The sequence below is a fragment of the Niveispirillum sp. GW835-FHT14G11 genome, from assembly GCF_058793615.1.
Window position 1 is genome coordinate 132,520 of record NZ_JBXAFZ010000004.1, and the last position, 16,911, is coordinate 149,430.

Below are 16,911 nucleotides of genomic sequence, written 5' to 3' on the forward strand. Positions count from 1 at the left end.
CCCCGGAATGGCGCGGAAATTGCATGAATTTTGGTCTGGAAATGGTGTCCCGTTGGGCGCCGGTGCGGTAAAGGATGGAAGGGTTTCGCCATGGATCTGAAGGATAGCGGCATATTCCGCCTGATGTCGGACAAGATGGCCTGGCATAATCAGCGGCAGGAGGTTCTGTCCAAGAACATCTCCAACGCCGATACGCCGGAATTCCGCCCCCATGATCTGGTGGAGTTCGACTTCAAGAAGCAGCTGCGCAACAGTGCGCGCATGCAGTTGGCGGGGTCGGAATCCGGTCATCTGAAAGGTACCGTGCCGGAGAAGGGCGTTTTCAAGGATGGGGAGGAACGCAGCCCCTATGAAACGGCGCCCGCCGGCAATGCCGTGGTCCTGGAAGAGCAGATGATGAAGGTCGGCCAGAACGCCATGGAGTACCAGACCGTGACCAACCTGTACCGCAAGCAGGTGGGCATGCTGAAGACCGCGATGTCGCCGCCACGCTGAGCGGCCTGATGGGCAGTGATAAGGGGACCCACCAATGGATCTGATGAACTCGATGGCGGCATCGGCCGCCGGCATGAAGGTGCAGGGCACGCGCCTGCGCGTCATCGCCGAAAATCTGGCCAACGCCAATTCCACCGCCCCCTCACCGGGCGATTTGCCGTACCGCCGCAAGGTGGTGCTGTTCCAGAACGCCCTGGATAAGCAGATGGAAACCGATCTGGTGAAGGTGAAGAAGATCGACGTGGACCGCAGCGATTTCCAGCGCCGCTTCGATCCCGGTCACCCTTCCGCCGATGCCGATGGCTATGTGTTGCTGCCCAACGTGAATTCCCTGGTCGAAAGCATGGACATGCGCGAGGCGCAGCGTTCGTATGAGGCCAACCTGAACACGCTGGATGCCACGCGTTCCATGATCATGCGCACGGTCGATCTCCTGCGTTCCAACTGATTAAGCCCCATCCCCGGACGGAAGAGACAAAGCCATGGCCATTCCCTTCAGCGGTGCCGCCGCCGCCTATGCCAGTGCCGCCACGCGCGGCCTGACTGCGCCGACCAAGTCGGGTCCCGCCGATGGCCCGTCCTTCGGTGACATGCTGGAAAGTGCGGCGACCCAGTCGATCCAGACCATGCACAAGGGCGAAGAGATGACGGCCAAAGGCGTCGTGGGCAAGGCCGACCTGGCCGACGTGGTGAACGCCGTCACCAATGCCGAGGTAACGTTGCAGGCCGTGGTCAATGTCCGTGACAAGGTGATTTCCGCCTATCAGGAAATCCTGCGCATGCCGATGTGATACCAACGGTCAAATGTTTGACCGTTGGTTCGGTGGCGACTGCCGCCGCGCGCCACGTGGCGCGGGGCCCGAGCCCACGGATGTGGGCGCCGGCGATTGAGGGGCATGAAAGGCTAGGGACCGGGGCGTACCATGAACGAGGCCGAGGCCATTGAGATCGTGCGCGATGCGCTGTTCACCACGATCATCGTCAGCCTGCCGCTGATGTTGATCGCCCTGGTGGTTGGTCTCGCCATTTCGCTGTTCCAGGCCCTGACGCAATTGCAGGAGCAGACCCTGACCTTTGTGCCCAAGATCCTGATCCTGTTCACGGCCATGGTGTTTCTGCTGCCCTTCATGAACGGGCATTTGAAGACCTTCACCGAACGGATCATGGACCGCATCGTCGCCGTGGGTACCAGCGTCGACAGCCAGGATGGCGGGTGATGTCGCTGGATGCGATCCTGGGCGGGTCGGTCTATGCGTTCCTGATGATCTTCGTGCGCCTGGGCTCTGCCTTCCTGGTCATGCCGGGCTTTGGTGAGCAATATGTGTCGCCGCGCATCCGGCTGCTGTTTGCGCTGGCCGTGTCCTTCCTGCTGCTGCCCATTCTGCTGCCCCAGATGCCCAAGTCGCCGCCCAATCCGGCCGACCTGACGCTGCTGATCATTGCCGAGGCGATGATCGGCATCTTCCTGGGCACCATTACCCGCATGCTGATGTCGGCGCTGGAAACGGCGGGCATGCTGATCGCTAACCAGGTGGGCCTGTCGGCGGCGCAGGCCTTCAATCCGGCCATGTCGTCGCCCGGCAATCCGGTGTCGGCCATCCTGGGTGTGCTGGCCCTGATGCTGATCTTCGCCACCGACCTGCACCATATGCTGCTGCTGGCCGTGGTGGACAGCTACACCCTGTTCCAGCCGGGCCAATGGCTGCCCATCGGTGATGTGGCTCAGCATCTGACACGGGTACTGGCCGACAGTTTCCTGATCGGCATGCAGCTTGCCGCACCCTTTACGGTGATCGGCCTGCTGTTCTATCTTGGGCTTGGCCTGATCTCACGGCTGGTGCCGCAGATCCAGGTGTTCTTCGTGGGTGTGCCGATCCAGATCATCCTGGGTCTGCTGCTGCTGGGCCTCAGCCTGATGGCGCTCATGACCTTCTGGCTAACCCGGTTCGAGGGCCAGCTCGTCAATATCCTGCAGCTGTGAGGGAACCCGCATGGCCGAGGATACCGATGACGACAGCAAAACAGAACAACCAACCGGAAAGCGCCTGGCCGATGCGCGCAACAAGGGCCAGGTGCCGAAATCCCAGGAAATCAGCCATCTTTTCGTGTTGGGCACCTCTCTGGTCCTGATCCTCATGGTCCTGCCCTGGTCGTTCGGGCGGATATCGGTCAGCCTTCTGCCCTTCATCGAACAGCCGCATGCCATGATCCTGGAGGGCGGGGCGCTGGAGAGCGTTTTCATGGATCTGGTGACCAGCGTCTCCATCTCCATGGCCGTGCCATTGATCATGCTGGTGGTGGCGGTGGTGCTGGCCTCCGTCGTTCAGGTGGGGTTCCTATTCACGACGGAGAAGGTGTTCGAGTTCGATCTGAACCGTCTGAACCCGCTGCCGGCCCTGGCGCAGAAATTCTCCATGAAGAACTTGGTGGAGTTTCTGAAGTCGTTGGCCAAGCTGATCATCGTCGGCATCGTCGTCTATGTGATGCTGCGGCCGCTTTGGGGGGCGGTCGATCATTTCATCGCCATGTCGATGATCGACATCGTCAGGGAAACCCAGGTCCTGTCGGCGAAGATCATCTTCGCGGTGCTGCTGGTCCTGCTGGTCCTGGGTGGCGCCGATTATGTGTATCAGCGCTATACCTTCATGAAGCAGATGCGCATGACCAAGCAGGAGGTGAAGGAAGAATTCAAGCAGGCGGAAGGCGATCCCCTGATCAAGGGCAAGATCCGCCAGCTGCGCATGGAGCGCGCCCGCAACCGCATGATGGGCAATATCCCCACCGCCGACGTGGTGGTGACCAACCCCACCCACTATGCCGTGGCCTTGAAATACGACCCGGCCCTGATGGGTGCCCCCACCGTGGTGGCCAAGGGCGTGGACCATCTGGCCTTGCGCATCCGCGAGATCGCGGAAGAGAACGACGTACCGCTGATCGCTAACCCGGCCCTGGCCCGTGCGCTCTACGCATCGGCCGAGGTGAACGAGGAAATCCCCGCCGACCATTACAAGGCGGTGGCGGAGATCATCTCCTACGTCTTCAAGATGAAGCGTAAACCGATCCCCCGATAGGAGAGCCCCTCACTGCCTGTCGCGCCTGATAATATCCGTGTTGTAGAGTGATTGTTCCGCCGAAACCTGCACCGGTGCCCCCCATGCGCAAAAGCCGCCCCGTCGCCCGCCCCGGCCTGAACCCGACCGCGCGTGCCGCCGGCTTGTGGGCATTGGCGCTGGTGCTGGTGGCCATCGCCGCCATGGTCTATCTGTCCCGGCTGGATGGGCCGCCGCCGGCCGAATGGCCGGCCGGTCTGCGTGGCGGCATCGTGGTCTGGCTGGCCAGCGGCATGCTGGCCCTGGCCGCCATCGCCCTAGTGCGCGGCGTGGCCGCACGGGCCGGCGCCACGGAAGAGCGGCGGCATCTGCTGGCCCGCGGGCTGGAGGCGGCGTCGGTGCCCATGGTCATCGTGGCGCCGGACGGAAAGGCCGTGCATTACAATCCCGCCTTCCGCGACCTGGCCCAGCCGGGCACGCGACTGCCGCTGGACGCGCTGGGCAGTGCCGCCGGCACCGGTATGGCACCGCTGGAGATCAAGCGTCTGACGGCGGCGGTGGAACGTGGCATGGCGGCGGACACGATACTGACCTTCGCCGACGGTCGCAATTTCCGCCTGACGGCCCGGCCGCTGGACGGCAATGCCGGCTATTCGGCCTGGCAGGCGGAAATGCTGGCAGCGGCTCCGCCACCGCGGGTTGTGGCCGAACCCGACCCACCACCGCCGATCCCGCCCGCCGACACCGCGGAGATGGAGCGGCTGTGCGGGGAACTGGCCCGGATCGAGGAGCGGTTCCGCCGCTTCTTCGATTATGCGCCCATCGGCATCGCCCTGGTGGATGCCGATTTCCGGCTGGCCGAATGCAACGATACCGTCCTGGCGCTGTCCGGCCTGTCGCGTGACGATGCGCAGGGCCGCCCCGTCAGCAACCTGTTCAAGCGCGATCAGCGCAATGCCATCCAGCAGCGGCTGGCCGCCATCCGCAACGGGGCGGACGGCCACCCGGCGCATGAGGCGCAGTTGCGCGGCAGCCATGGCCCGATTGTGCATATCTATGCGCGGCGTGCCGACGGGGCGCCGGCGGACGGGGCGGGGCTGGTCCTGCATCTGGTCGACATGACCAACCAGAAGAACCTGGAGGCGCAGTTCGTCCAGTCGCAGAAGATGCAGGCCATCGGCCAGCTGGCCGGCGGCGTGGCGCATGATTTCAATAACCTGCTGACGGCGATGATCGGCTTCTGCGACCTGCTGCTGCTGCGGCACAAGCCTGGCGATCATTCCTTCACCGACATCATGCAGATCAAGCAGAATGCCAACCGCGCCGCCAATCTGGTGCGCCAGCTGCTGGCCTTTTCGCGACAGCAGACCTTGCAGCCGCGTGTCCTTTCGGTGACCGACGTACTGGCCGAACTGTCGAACCTGCTGCGCCGGCTGATCGGCGAGAATATCGAACTGCGCATGATGCATGGCCGCGATCTGGGCCTGGTCAAGGTGGACCAGGGGCAGCTGGAGCAGGTGATCATCAATCTCTGCGTCAATGCCCGCGACGCCATGATCGATACGGGCGGGCGGCTGACCGTCGTCACGTCCAACCTGCACGTTGCCGACCCGGTACAGCGGGCCACGGAGACCATGCCGCCCGGTGACTATGTGGTGATCGAGGTCATCGATACCGGGGTGGGCATTCCGCAGGAAAATCTGCAGCGCATCTTCGAACCGTTCTTTTCCACCAAGGAACTGGGGTCCGGCACCGGTCTGGGCCTGTCCACCGTCTATGGCATCGTGCGCCAGACGGGCGGTTTCGTCTTCGTGGATAGCGCGCCCGGCGATGGGGCCAAATTCTCCATCTATCTGCCCCGCTATCAGGAGGATGGCGCCCAGGCTGCGGCCGTGGAGAAGGCGGAGAAGGGGGCCGCCGACCTGACCGGCACGGGGCGCATCCTGCTGGTGGAGGATGAGGATGCCGTGCGCGTCTTCTCCGCCCGCGCGCTGCGCAACAAGGGGTACGAGGTGGTGGAGGCCAAGAGCGGGGAGGCGGCCCTGGAACTGCTGCGGGCACCCGACCGGCCTGATGTGGATCTGATTATCACCGACGTGGTGATGCCCCAGCTGGACGGCCCTGCCATGATCCGCGCCGTGCGCGAGTTCATGCCCGACGTGAAGGTGATCTTCATCTCCGGCTATGCCGAGGAACGCTTCCGCAGTTCCGTCGGCGGCGGCGAGGTTGTGGAATTCCTGCCCAAGCCCTTCAGCTTGAAGCAGCTGGCGGGCAAGGTGAAGGAAGTCATGGAGCGGGAGTAAGGGGGGGCGACCCCTCACCGCGCCAGCTTCGGCGCTGCCTGCACGCTGATCTCGCCTGTACGGTTCAGCGCTTTCGACAAGGATTCCACCCGGCGCTGCACGCTGTCGCCGGTCAGCATGGCGGCATCTTCGGGCAGGATCAGGGTCAGCTTCTGGTCGCCCAGGCGCAGCAGGGTCCGTTGCAGTAAGGTGGCGGCACCGCCGGTCAGCGTATGGGCCAAGCGCAGGGCCAGGCCCAATATATAGGCCCGGGCCAGCGCCCCTTCCTTCAGCAGCAAACGGGCCGGTGCCAGGATGGGGCTGTCCATGGTGCCGGCATAGCGGACATGGACGGCCGTGGCCAGGAAGGCGCGTTCGGCATGATCGACGCCGGCGAACGGCATGCGCAGGATACGCAGGAAGGCATGTTCGGCGCGGTAATCGGGATGTTCGGCCCAGCCCAGATCGGACAACAGGCAGGCGGCCTGCCGCAGACGCCGCGCCGCCGAATCTTCCCCCACGAACAGCGGAGCGGTCCAGTCGGACAGAATCTCGGCATGGCCGAAGCGGCCGATACGCTCGGCCACATCCTCGCACGCGGTGATCAGCGGGTCCTGCCGGCGCTCCGACTTGTCCAGCAGATCATAGAGATGGCCTTCGCGCAGGCCATAGGCGGAGAAGGTGACGCGCGCCGGCTGCACCGCCTTCAACACCCGTTCCATGACCAGAGCGGCCAGGGGCAGGGTGTCGAGGCGGCGCTTGGACACGCCCTGCATCTTTTCCAGATTGCTGCGCCCGGCCCGTGCCACGGTGCCGGCGAATTCAGCCATGGCCGCGCCATCCACGCTGTACTGGTGGATGATGTGCAGGGGATGGTTCACCTGCTCCAGATGCATCTTGGCCAGGGCGCGCCAGGCACCACCGACCGGGTAATAGGTGCGGCTCCTGCCGCGTGACAGCCAGTCCAGCTTGGACAGATGCTGGTCGATCAGCTTGGCGGCCGGACCGGGCTTGCCATCCGTGGCCTCCAGCAGGCGCAGCGGGCCCAGCGGTGTGGTCACCTGCGCCCCGATCTCACCCTTTTCCAGCAGCACCAGTTCCAGGCTGCCGCCGCCCAGATCGCCGGCCAGACCGTCGGCATTGGGAGCACCCGACAGCACGCCCAGAGCCGCCAGCCGCGCCTCCTCCTCCCCCGACAGGACATCGACATGGAAGCCGGTGCGCCTTGTGATTTCCGCCACGAAGTCGGCGCCATCGGCGGCGTCGCGCACGGCGGCCGTGGCCAGCACATCGACGCGGCCGACCTGCATGCCTTCCAGCAGGCGGCGGAACCGGACGAGGTTATCCAGCGCCAGCACCACCCCCTCGGGGTTCAGCCTGCCGGTCCGCTCCACCGTTTTGCCCAGGCCAGGCAGGACCTTTTCATTGAAAAGGGCGACGGGCGACCTTGTCAGTTTCTCATAGACGACGCAACGCATCGAATTGGAACCGACATCGATGACCGCCAGGCGGTCCTCGGCATGGGCGTGATCCACGTTCAGTCGGTCCGCTTTCAGTGACAACATCAGGAGAATGCCGGGTTACGGGAAATTGCTCAACACCAGTTTCGGCGGCAGCCGCGCCTCGCTGGTGGCGCTACCACGACCAGACAGGCTGGGGTTCGTCATGAAATAGGTATGGGCGTTGAAGCTTTCCAGGCAAGGCTCCACGCGGCGGTATGTCGCGTCGGGTTGCAGGACCCAGCTCTGCGTATTGTCCTTCAGGTTGGCAACCATGATCTGATCCAGCACCTGCTGGTGTACCGTCAGATTCTCGATCGGCACCAGCGTTTCGATGCGGCGGTCCAGGTTGCGGGGCATCCAGTCGGCCGACGAGATGTAGACCCTGGCCTTGGGCGAGGGCAGGCCATGGCCATTGCCGAAGCAGATGACGCGGCCATGTTCCAGGAACCGGCCGACGATCGACTTCACATGGATATTGTCCGACAGGCCGGGCACGCCCGGCCGCAGGCAGCAGATGCCGCGGATCACCAGCTCGATCTTCACGCCGTTCTGCGATGCCTCGTACAGCTTGTCGATCAGCTTGGCATCGACCAGGCTATTCAGCTTCACCCAGATCTGGGCCGGACGGCCGGCATGGGCATGCGCGATCTCCGCATCGATCAGATCGACCAGACGTTGACGCAGGGTGGTGGGGGCGATGGCGATCTTTTCCAGCGACCTGGGCGTGGCATAGCCCGTCATGTAGTTGAACATGTGGGCCGCGTCATGGCCCAGCGCCACGTCGCAGGTGAAGAAGGACAGGTCGGTATAAACCTTGGCGGTGATCGGGTGATAATTGCCGGTGCCGAAATGCACATAGGTCCGCAGGCCCTGGCTTTCGCGCCGGACGACCAGCGACACCTTGGCATGGGTCTTCAGGTCCACGAAGCCATAGACCACCTGCACGCCGGCGCGCTCCATGTCGCGGGCCCAGCGGATATTGGCCTCCTCGTCGAATCGCGCCTTCAGTTCCACCAGGGCCGTCACCGACTTGCCCTGTTCGGCGGCATCGATCAGGGCCGCGACGATGGGGCTGTTCTTCGACGTGCGGTACAGCGTCTGCTTGATGGCCAGGACGTTGGGGTCGGCGGCGGCCTGCCGCAGGAACTGCACCACCACGTCGAAGCTTTCGAACGGATGGTGGACGACGATGTCCTTCTGCCGGATGGCGGCGAAGCAATCGCCACCGAAATCGCGGATACGCTCCGGGAAGCGGGCATTGTAGGGGGAGAAGAGCAGGTCCGGACGGTCATCGCCGATGATCTGCTTGGTATCGGCCAGCCCGATCAAGCCATCCAGCACGAACACGTCATCGGCGCTGACATGCAGCTCATCGATCAGGAAGTCGCGCAGATCGTTCGACATGCCGGTATTGACGGCCAGCCGGATGACGCTGCCGCGCTTGCGGCGCTTCAGGGCGCTTTCAAACGTGCGGACCAGATCCTCGGCTTCTTCCTCAATCTCCATCTCGCTGTCGCGCAGCACGCGGAACACGCCATGGCCCTTTAGCACGAAGGGCGGAAACAGGCGGGAGATGAAGGTCAGCACCACCTGTTCCAGCAGCACATAGCGCGTGTCGGTGCCGGGCAGGCGGATGAACCGGTCCAGTTGCTGCGGCAGCAGCACCAGGGCGTCCAGCTCCGACCCTTTCTGCGGGTCGAACAATTGCAGGGCCAGGGCGAATCCGCCATTGGGGATGAAGGGGAACGGGTGGGCCGGATCGACGGCAATCGGGGTCAGGACCGGGAAAATCTCGTCAATGAAGCGGGCTTCCAGCCAGTCATGCTCGGCCGGCGACAGTTCTTCCGGGTCGATCACGGCGATGCCGTTGGCGCGCAGGGTCTTGCGCAGCATCAGCCAGCAGGCCTGCTGGTCGCGCATGACGTCGGTGACGCGGTAATTGATGGCCGCCAATTGTTGCTGGGGCGTCAGGTTGTCGTCCGACGGGGTCGTGACCTTGGCGGCCACCTGCGCCTTCAGGCCGGCGACGCGCACCGTGTAGAATTCATCCAGGTTGCTGGCCGAGATGGACAGGAAGCGCAGCCGTTCCAGCAGCGGATGCTGGGCATTGTACGCCTCTTCCAGAACACGCTGGTTGAAGGCCAGCCAGGACAGTTCGCGGTTGATGAAACGTTCCGGGCTGTCATGCGCGATGCCGGGCGGGGTTGCCTGCACGGCTGCCTTGGCCTGGATGGCATCGGCCGGGGCGGTCAGCATGTCGGGTGCGGCGGTCACGATGGTCTCGTCCTTCTGGTCCTCTGGGGCCGCCGCAGTATATGTTGCTTCTGTGACGGTTTCGGGTACGCGGGTCCCGCGCGGGCGGCGACGCTGCCCTGTGCCGGAGCCACTTCCCGTTCCCTTGCCTATGGTCGTCATGAAGACACTCTATCTGCTGCGGCACGCCAAATCGGACTGGGATGACCCGCGACTGGCCGACCATGATCGCCCATTGAGCCCGCGTGGGCACAGGGCCGCCGCGACGATGGCGAATTATTGGGCGTCGCGCAAGGGCGGGCCGCCCCGCCCGGACCTTGTCGTCTGCTCCACCGCCGTGCGGGCGCGGTCCACGTTGGAGATCGTGGCGGCAAGCTGGGGCACCGAGCTGCCGCCCACGAGTTTCGACCGTTCCATCTATCTGTGCGGGGAGGAACAGCTGCTGGACAGGGTGAGGGCGCTGCCGGACGAGATCGGCACGGCGCTGTTCGTGGGCCACAACCCGGATTTCCAGCTGCTGGCCCGTGACCTGTGCGGGCGGGGTGATGCCGGCCTGCGCCAGGCGTTGGCGGCGAAGCTGCCGACCTGTTCGTTCGTGGAGATTGTGTTGCCCGGCGGTCTGGACTGGGGCGCCTTGAATTGGGGAAGCTGCACGCTGGCGGGCTTCACCCGGCCGCGCGACCTGGAGGAACGCTGAACGCTCTTTGCCGCTTCCGTCCCATGTCGCACTGCGGTATGTGAAGCATAGTCATTTCCCGACGGAACGGAAGCGCAAGCCCCCTTGAACGCCAAGCCCAAGGCCCCCCGTACGCCGCGTTCGGAACGGGAGGTGGAGATCAAGCTGCTGGCCGATGCGGCGGATTTGCCGCGCATCGCAGCATTGGCCCTGGTGCGCGACCGGCTGGTCGCCCAGGCCGATCCCGTGCGTCTGCACACCTCCTATTACGACACGCCGGGACTGGCGCTGGCCAAGCGCGGCCTGGCGCTACGCCTGCGCCGCCGGGGTATGCGGCGCGAGCAGTCGGTGAAGACGCTGTCCACGCATGAGGCGGGCGACGGCGCCGGCATCGCCGTGCGGCGCGAATGGCGGTGGGAGGTGGCGGGCGATGGCCTGGATACCGACCTCCTGCGCCAGGGGGACCTGTCGGAACTGATCCCAGGCGAGGCGCTGGACAATCTCTCGGCCCTGTTCACCACGGATGTGCAGCGGACGGCGTTGATGCTGCGGGCCGGCGCCGACGGGCGGGTGGAACTGGCCCTGGACCTGGGGCAGGCGCTGGTGATGGCGCCCGACGGCCAGACGTCCGCCCGCCATACGATCAGCGAGGTGGAACTGGAGCTGAAACAGGGGGAGGTCGCGGACCTGTTCCGGCTGGCCGCCGATATCCATGCCCGTGTTCCGCTGCGCCTGACCACGCGCAGCAAGGCCGATCTGGGTCTGGCCCTGCTGACCGGCGCCCAGCCGCGCGCCCATGCCGTCCGTCCATTGGGCATAACGCCGATCACGACCGTGATGGAAGCCTTCCGTCATATCGCACGCAACGGCCTTACCCACTTGTTGGACAACCAGCCGGCCTTTACGGAGGCCATGGGCGATCCGGCGGCATTGCGGGAGATGGCGTCGGCTGTGCGAAGGCTGATCACGGCCTATGGCCTGTTCGCCGACCTGATCCATACCGACCAGGGGGACGCGCTGCGCGACCAGTTGAAACAGCTGGGCCGTAAGCTGGAAAAGGCGCGTGACTGGCAGAAGCTGGCCATGGCCCTGACCGAATTGCCGGCCGAGGCGCGCAAGGGCGCGGTCGGCCCCGTCTCCGCCGCCCGCGCGGTGGCGCTGGACAAGGCCATGCGCATGTTGATGTCGCCAGCCTGGACGGGCTGGCAGCTGGAATTCGCCGCCTGGCTGGAGACGGGGGAATGGGCGCGCCAGCCCCATGGTTGCCCCTTCGGTACGACGCTGGCGGAAATCGCTGGCGACATGCTGCGCATCCGGCTGGACAAGCTGCGGGCGCTGGGCCTGCCGGGTGACGTGGGCACGGCGGTAAAGGCGCACAAGCGCCTGCGCAAGCTGCGCTACGACCTGGATTTCTGCCGCGCTGTCTGGCCGGCGGAGCGGGCGGCGGCATTGCAGCGCACGGTGGATGCCCTGCGCACGCCACTGAAGCAGGTCGATGACGACATGAACGCGGCGAGACTGCTGGACAAGATCGAGCAGCCGACGGCGGCAGAGGCCCTGCGCAAGCGGGCGGCGGCGGCGTTGAAGCCGCTGCCGGCCCTGTGGACGGCGTTCGTCACGGCGGAGGTCGGGGCCGTCGCGGGGTAGGGCAGGTCAGAGGCCCGGCGATTGGGCTGGCGGTTCCGATGGCCGGATCAGGATTTCCGCAGCGATTCCCAGCCGGTCATGCAGGCGACGGATCATGGAGATTGACAGGCTGCGGCGGCGGTTAAGCACTTCTGCGACCCGTGTCCGGGTGCCGATTAAAGGCTCTAAATCCTTGCGGGTCAGGCCCATCTGCTCCATGCGGAATTTGATGGCTTCGATCGGGTCCGGCGGGTCCATGGGATGATGTTCGGCCTCATAGGCATCGATCAGGGTGGCCAGAATCTCCAGCCGGTCGCCTTCTGGTGTACCGTTTGCGGCCCCCCATAGGCGTTCCACCTCCTCCATCGCTGCCTCGTGATCGGCATCTGTACGGATGGGTTTCAGTTCAGTCATCATGTCCAACCTCCAACACATCGATCTGATCATAGGCGCGGTGGCTGCCCAGCCATTTGATCCAAACGATGGATTTATCGAAATCGACTGAAACGACAAGCCCGTAGGCGTTGCCTTTGACATTGAAGACGATGCGGTCCCCTGAAACGATACTGGCCGTGGCGTAGGATTGTTTGACGTCCATGCTGTTACGCCATTGCGCTCGCTGGACTTCGGCGAACCATGCATCCAATGCCGTCTTCACAGCCGGCTGGTCCTTGTTCCCCACCAGAGTCTCCACGAACTCACGCAGGGTTCGGCGAGCAATTATCCTCATCGAATGAAACTATCATGCACCCAAATTGGGCGCAACCTCAAGCCGCCCCGAACCTGTACTCGCTCACCGACCGGAACCTCTCCCCCGGCCGCAGCACGGTGCCGGGAAACCCCGGCTGGTTGGGGCTGTTCTGGAAATGCTGGGGTTCCAGGCAGACGCCGCAATGCGGCTTGTACGCGGCACCGGCCCGGCCGACCATGTCGACGCCATTGGCGGTGAACAGCTGCACGCCGGGCTCCGTCGTCCAGAGTTCCATCACCCGGCCGCTGCCGGGATGTTCCAGGCGCGCGGCCTTGCGGAGCCTTTCGCCATGGGGGCCGCGGATCACGAAACAATGATCATAGCCGCCGCCGATGCGCATTTGTTCCTCTGTTGAGGCGATGTCGCGGCCGATGGGCTTGGGCAAGCGGAAATCCAGGGCGGTGCCGGCCACGGGGCGGATGTCACCGGTCACCATCTTGTCAGGACCGAAGGCGGTGAAGCCATCGGCCTCCATCGTCAGCAGATGATCATGAACCAGCGATCCCGGCACGCCCGACAGGTTGAAATAGCCGTGATGGGTGGGGTTCAGCACTGTCGGCCTGGTGGTCACCGCCTCGATTTCCATCCGGAAGCGATTGTCCGGCGTCAGGCGATAGGTGACGGTGATGGCCAACTCCCCCGGGAACCCCTGGTCCCCGTCGGCGGACAGCAAGGTCATGCGCACCGCCGCCCCGTCCAGTATTTGGGCATGCCAGTTGCGTTTGGCAAAGCCGATGGGTCCGCCATGGACGCTGTGCTTCGACCCACCCGTTTCCAGTTGCACCTCCCGCCCATCCAGGGGAAAGCGGCCATTGCCGATACGTCCGGCATAGCGGCCGACCAGGGTGCCGAAATTGCGGGATCGGGTGCGGTAGCTCTCGACATCATCCAGCCCCAGGACGACATCCGCCAGGGCTCCCGTCTTGTCGGGCATCACCAGATTGGTGACGGCCGCCCCATAGGTCATCACCCGCAGGCTGGTGCCATTGCCATTGGTCAGGGTGTAGAGCGTGACGGGCTGGCCGTCCGGCATCGTGCCGAAGCTCTGCGCCGTCACCCCGGCCCGGCCGGACAGGCGCCCCGCACAGCCGGCCAGGGGCAGGGCGGCAAGCGAGGCCAGGAGCGCGCGGCGGGAGAACTGCATCATCCACATCCCATGGACCGCAAACGGAAAAGGGCCGGGATGCGGTCCACACCCCGGCCCCCTTTCAGCGTGAAAGCCTACAGCTTGTACCGCGCGCCCAGATAGAACTGGCGGCCCGTGTGGTGATAGACATAGGTGGAGTTGCGCACGCCGTCCAATTCGCCATGGTACTGGCGGTTGGCCTCATCCGTCAGGTTGAGGGCCTCCAGCGAGATGGTGAAGTTCTCCGTTACATTATAGGAGGCGGACGCGTCGAACGTGGTGGTGGCGGACTTGCCGATGGCCACAATGCCGCGTGTGCCGGCATTGGGGGCCGGCACCTGCTGGTAATAGCCAGAACGATAGGCGACGGAGATGCGGGCGTTGAACGTCTCCCCGTCATCATAATAAAGCGTGCCGTTCCAGGCATCGGGCGACAGGTTCACCAGATCCGCCGTGACATAGGTCGTGCAGGCCGAACTCTGGCAATAGTCGATCTTGGACGAAACATGCGTATAGTTCGCCTGCACGCCGAAATTCGACAGCATATCGGGCAGGAAGCTGAACGGCGCCTGGAAGCTGATCTCGAAGCCCTTCAGCGGACCGCCCGGCGTGTTGGTGGGTGTGGAGAACACATATTGCAGATTGGGGTCACGCCCGCCGCCGGCCGGGAAGGCACCGGGATTCAGCGCCGTCAGGTCGGCATAGGTCAGCGTCTGCTGCGTGGTCTGCACGAAGGTCGAGATGTCCTTGTAGAACCACGCAAACGAAATCAGCGATTCCTTGGCGAAATACCATTCCAGCGACAGATCCACCGTGTCGGCGCGATAGGGCTCCAGTTCCGTATTGCCCAAGGACGCGCTGGGATTGGGGGCGTTCAGCGCAGAGAGCGTAAAGACCGGCGTCAGGTTGGTGACGGGCGGGCGCGACAGCACCTTGGCAGCGGCGGCGCGCAGGATCACATCATCCACCGGCTCCAGCGACAGGTTGATGGAGGGTAGTGTGTCCTTGTAGCTGTTCTTGCCGGTCACCGCCGTGGTGGCGCCGTTGAAGAACGAATAGCCGGTGGCCGTGACCTCCGTCTTCACCTGACGCAGGCCGACATTACCGCGGAACGGCATCTCGCCCAGTTCCATGTTCCAGTCGACCTGGGCCCAGAAGCCCAGCGATTCTTCCGTCACATTGCGCCAGTTGGCCAGGGTGGCGCTATTTGTCAGCCCCTGGCTGCGGAAATCGCCGCCCGGAACGCCGGTGTCGCAGTTGCAGTTGATGTTGAACACCCGCTCGAACGCCTCAAGATCGGGGACCAGCCAGCTGGTCGGCGTGCCGGTGGGCAGGTTCAGCCCCTTGCCGAAACCGGTCAGCAGCTTGGTCATGCTGGCCAGCGTGGTGCCGGCGGGCAGGGCGGGGGCGGCATTGGCTGTGGCCGACGGACGGGCAAAGGCCTGGGCTTCGGACTTGAATTCCTTCCAGTTGACGCCGCCCTTGGCCGTGAAGGTGTCGTTGATGTCCCAGGTCAGGTTGCCCTGGGCCGTATCATAGACATTGGTCTGAAAGGTCGGGTTCATGCGGATTTCCGACCGGGGCTGGGCGGCGGTCGGGCCGGTGATGACCCAACTGCCGGGGTTGGTCACGTCGAACCCGTAATTGATCAGCGGCAGGTTGCTATTGTCGCGGAAGTCCCAGCTATAGCCGTCGGTATCCTGACGGTCCATCAACACCGTGGTCTGCACGGGATTGTCGAATTTCGACTTGGACCGCCCGCCCGTCAGGTTGGCGCGCAGGCTCTCGCTGAATTCATGGTCGATATCCAGCGTGTATTGGGTGAACTCCGTTTTCAGCACGTCGAAGCGCTGTTCGGACCGGATATCCATGTCGTTCAACAGGGCATAGACCATTTCACCGGTCGCCGGATCGATTTCCGTCTGGACGATATCGACCTGCGGCTTGCCGCCTTGCGAGGCATTGCGGCTCAGCGACCAGGCTTCCAGGAAATTCTCCTGACGCGTGCTGTCCAGCTTGGAATAGAGCGCGTCGAAGCTGACAGTGGTTTTGCCCTCGCCGGGTTTGGCCTGCAGCGACAGCGTGGCGCCGGTACGTTCCTGGTTATGGACCAGCCGGCCATAGCGCGGGATGCGGGGATGGAAGACACCGCCGGCCGACGAGGCGCCGCCCGGCAGGGCGGCCGGGTTCTGGAAGCCGTTATCGCCATTGGCCGGCCCCCAGCGCACGGAACTGAACCCTTCCTCCAGCAGGTCACGTTCGGAATAGGCGACCGACAGCAGGGCGCCGATCTGATCATCCAGCCAGGTGTTGGAGAGCAGCAGCGCGCCGCGCGGGTTCACCTTTTCCGACAGGTCGTTATAGCCGCCCTGGGCCGAGGCGGCGGCGGTGAAGCCGCTATAATCGAAGGGACGCGAGGTGCGCAGGTCCACCGTGGCGCCCAGCGATCCTTCCTCCACATCCGCCGACGCCGTCTTGCGCACGGTGATGTTGTTGAACAGTTCCGACGCGAAGACATTGAAATCGAAGCCGCGGCCGCGATTGGTGCCGCCGGAACTGTCGGTGGCGCCGGTCGTGGCCTGCGCTTCGATGCCGTTGATGCGGGTGCGGGTGAATTCCGACGACAGGCCGCGCACGGTCAGTGACCGGCCCTCACCCGCGTCGCGGTCGATGGAGACGCCGGGGATGCGCTGGATGCTTTCTGCCAGGTTGGTGTCGGGGAAATCGGCAATGTCCTCGGCGCTGATCGCGTCGACGACCCCGGCCTCATTGCGCTTGATGTTCAGCGAATTGGCCAGGCTGGCGCGGAAGCCGGTAACGACGATCTCCTCCAGCACTGCGTCGCCGGATGGGGCCTGCTGGGCCATTGCCTGGTTGCCGGCCAATACCGCCAGCGACAAGGCCAGGGTCGAGACGCCATAGGGGATCGCGCGGCGCAGGCCGCGTTTCGTGTAGGACATTGGTTTCCTCCTCCTGTTCGGTGCTTCGACGCTTGGGATGGATGCGCCGTTTGCCCGCCCGTTGTTTGATGAACCTCCGGGGTCTGGCGATTTTGCTTGCCAATTGTCACCGGTGTCATAACAAACTATGCGACGGTTTGATCGGGAACGCAAGCAGCGAACGGACCCGTAGGCAAGGAAGACGGCAGGC

General features: G+C 64.4%; 15 protein-coding genes. 9 read left to right on the forward strand and 6 right to left on the reverse strand.

Going from position 1 to position 16,911, the window contains the following annotated elements; translation table 11 throughout:
* The first annotated feature begins 90 nt into the window (after nt 1-90).
* The 7 genes from flgB to AC1Q7F_RS09210 all read left to right on the forward strand — a co-directional run bounded on the left by flgB (nt 91) and on the right by AC1Q7F_RS09210 (nt 5,848).
* Complete coding sequence (gene flgB / locus AC1Q7F_RS09180; protein ID WP_492505964.1) at nt 91-495, forward strand: flagellar basal body rod protein FlgB; 405 nt, start codon at nt 91-93, stop codon at nt 493-495.
* 34 nt (nt 496-529) lie between these two features.
* On the forward strand, nt 530-943 hold the full coding sequence (gene flgC, locus AC1Q7F_RS09185) for a flagellar basal body rod protein FlgC (RefSeq protein ID WP_492505966.1): 414 nt from the start codon (nt 530-532) through the stop codon (nt 941-943).
* A gap of 34 nt (nt 944-977) precedes the next feature.
* Nucleotides 978-1,286 (forward strand): flagellar hook-basal body complex protein FliE, encoded by a 309-nt coding sequence (gene fliE, locus AC1Q7F_RS09190; protein ID WP_492505968.1) that lies wholly within the window; start codon nt 978-980, stop codon nt 1,284-1,286.
* A gap of 132 nt (nt 1,287-1,418) precedes the next feature.
* On the forward strand, nt 1,419-1,712 hold the full coding sequence (gene fliQ, locus AC1Q7F_RS09195) for a flagellar biosynthesis protein FliQ (protein WP_492505970.1): 294 nt from the start codon (nt 1,419-1,421) through the stop codon (nt 1,710-1,712).
* A complete protein-coding gene (gene fliR / locus AC1Q7F_RS09200) occupies nt 1,712-2,476 on the forward strand; it encodes a flagellar biosynthetic protein FliR (RefSeq protein ID WP_492505972.1) in 765 nt (254 codons plus the stop codon). Before fliQ ends, fliR begins: the two co-directional genes overlap by 1 nt.
* A gap of 10 nt (nt 2,477-2,486) precedes the next feature.
* Nucleotides 2,487-3,566, forward strand: coding sequence for a flagellar biosynthesis protein FlhB (flhB, locus tag AC1Q7F_RS09205; protein WP_492505974.1), 1,080 nt, complete (start codon nt 2,487-2,489; stop codon nt 3,564-3,566).
* An 83-nt stretch (nt 3,567-3,649) separates the two neighbouring features.
* Nucleotides 3,650-5,848: a hybrid sensor histidine kinase/response regulator gene (locus tag AC1Q7F_RS09210; RefSeq protein WP_492505976.1), complete on the forward strand. Its 2,199-nt coding sequence runs from the start codon at nt 3,650-3,652 to the stop codon at nt 5,846-5,848.
* 14 nt (nt 5,849-5,862) lie between these two features.
* Here AC1Q7F_RS09210 and AC1Q7F_RS09215 read toward each other — a convergent pair whose 3' ends face one another.
* Nucleotides 5,863-7,392, reverse strand: coding sequence for a Ppx/GppA phosphatase family protein (locus AC1Q7F_RS09215; RefSeq protein WP_492505978.1), 1,530 nt, complete (start codon nt 7,390-7,392; stop codon nt 5,863-5,865).
* A gap of 15 nt (nt 7,393-7,407) precedes the next feature.
* Nucleotides 7,408-9,585, reverse strand: a complete 2,178-nt coding sequence (locus AC1Q7F_RS09220) for an RNA degradosome polyphosphate kinase (RefSeq protein ID WP_492506489.1) — start codon at nt 9,583-9,585, stop codon at nt 7,408-7,410.
* Between the two features lie 157 nt (nt 9,586-9,742).
* On the opposite strand from AC1Q7F_RS09220, the gene AC1Q7F_RS09225 reads away from it, so the two are divergent.
* Both AC1Q7F_RS09225 and AC1Q7F_RS09230 read left to right on the forward strand, forming a co-directional pair.
* Entirely contained in the window at nt 9,743-10,279 is a 537-nt protein-coding gene (locus AC1Q7F_RS09225; RefSeq protein WP_492505980.1) for a SixA phosphatase family protein, read from the forward strand.
* 84 nt (nt 10,280-10,363) lie between these two features.
* Nucleotides 10,364-11,905, forward strand: a complete 1,542-nt coding sequence (locus tag AC1Q7F_RS09230; protein WP_492505982.1) for a CYTH and CHAD domain-containing protein — start codon at nt 10,364-10,366, stop codon at nt 11,903-11,905.
* 6 nt (nt 11,906-11,911) lie between these two features.
* Here the strand turns inward: AC1Q7F_RS09230 and AC1Q7F_RS09235 are convergent, their stop codons facing one another.
* From AC1Q7F_RS09235 to AC1Q7F_RS09250, 4 genes are all read right to left on the reverse strand, one after another.
* Nucleotides 11,912-12,301, reverse strand: a complete 390-nt coding sequence (locus AC1Q7F_RS09235; RefSeq protein ID WP_492505984.1) for a helix-turn-helix domain-containing protein — start codon at nt 12,299-12,301, stop codon at nt 11,912-11,914.
* Nucleotides 12,291-12,566, reverse strand: coding sequence for a type II toxin-antitoxin system HigB family toxin (locus AC1Q7F_RS09240; RefSeq protein WP_492505986.1), 276 nt, complete (start codon nt 12,564-12,566; stop codon nt 12,291-12,293). The genes AC1Q7F_RS09235 and AC1Q7F_RS09240 overlap by 11 nt, the downstream gene beginning before the upstream one ends.
* An 85-nt stretch (nt 12,567-12,651) precedes the next feature.
* The gene (locus AC1Q7F_RS09245) at nt 12,652-13,779 is read right to left on the reverse strand and encodes an aldose epimerase family protein (protein ID WP_492505988.1); all 1,128 of its coding nucleotides are present in this window, start codon (nt 13,777-13,779) and stop codon (nt 12,652-12,654) included.
* A gap of 77 nt (nt 13,780-13,856) precedes the next feature.
* On the reverse strand, nt 13,857-16,721 hold the full coding sequence (locus tag AC1Q7F_RS09250; RefSeq protein WP_492505990.1) for a TonB-dependent receptor: 2,865 nt from the start codon (nt 16,719-16,721) through the stop codon (nt 13,857-13,859).
* Between the last annotated feature and the right edge of the window lie 190 nt (nt 16,722-16,911).

Excerpts from the sequence above, each read along its gene's own strand:
- fliE (WP_492505968.1), top strand. The coding sequence starts at position 978 with ATGGCCATTCCCTTCAGCGGTGCCGCCGCCGCCTATGCCAGTGCCGCC.
- flgB (WP_492505964.1), top strand. The coding sequence starts at position 91 with ATGGATCTGAAGGATAGCGGCATATTCCGCCTGATGTCGGACAAGATG.
- fliQ (WP_492505970.1), top strand. The coding sequence starts at position 1,419 with ATGAACGAGGCCGAGGCCATTGAGATCGTGCGCGATGCGCTGTTCACC.
- AC1Q7F_RS09215 (WP_492505978.1), bottom strand. The coding sequence starts at position 7,392 with ATGTTGTCACTGAAAGCGGACCGACTGAACGTGGATCACGCCCATGCC.
- AC1Q7F_RS09210 (WP_492505976.1), top strand. The coding sequence starts at position 3,650 with ATGCGCAAAAGCCGCCCCGTCGCCCGCCCCGGCCTGAACCCGACCGCG.
- AC1Q7F_RS09220 (WP_492506489.1), bottom strand. The coding sequence starts at position 9,585 with ATGCTGACCGCCCCGGCCGATGCCATCCAGGCCAAGGCAGCCGTGCAG.
- flgC (WP_492505966.1), top strand. The coding sequence starts at position 530 with ATGGATCTGATGAACTCGATGGCGGCATCGGCCGCCGGCATGAAGGTG.
- AC1Q7F_RS09235 (WP_492505984.1), bottom strand. The coding sequence starts at position 12,301 with ATGATGACTGAACTGAAACCCATCCGTACAGATGCCGATCACGAGGCA.
- fliR (WP_492505972.1), top strand. The coding sequence starts at position 1,712 with ATGTCGCTGGATGCGATCCTGGGCGGGTCGGTCTATGCGTTCCTGATG.
- AC1Q7F_RS09250 (WP_492505990.1), bottom strand. The coding sequence starts at position 16,721 with ATGTCCTACACGAAACGCGGCCTGCGCCGCGCGATCCCCTATGGCGTC.
- AC1Q7F_RS09225 (WP_492505980.1), top strand. The coding sequence starts at position 9,743 with ATGAAGACACTCTATCTGCTGCGGCACGCCAAATCGGACTGGGATGAC.
- flhB (WP_492505974.1), top strand. The coding sequence starts at position 2,487 with ATGGCCGAGGATACCGATGACGACAGCAAAACAGAACAACCAACCGGA.
- AC1Q7F_RS09245 (WP_492505988.1), bottom strand. The coding sequence starts at position 13,779 with ATGCAGTTCTCCCGCCGCGCGCTCCTGGCCTCGCTTGCCGCCCTGCCC.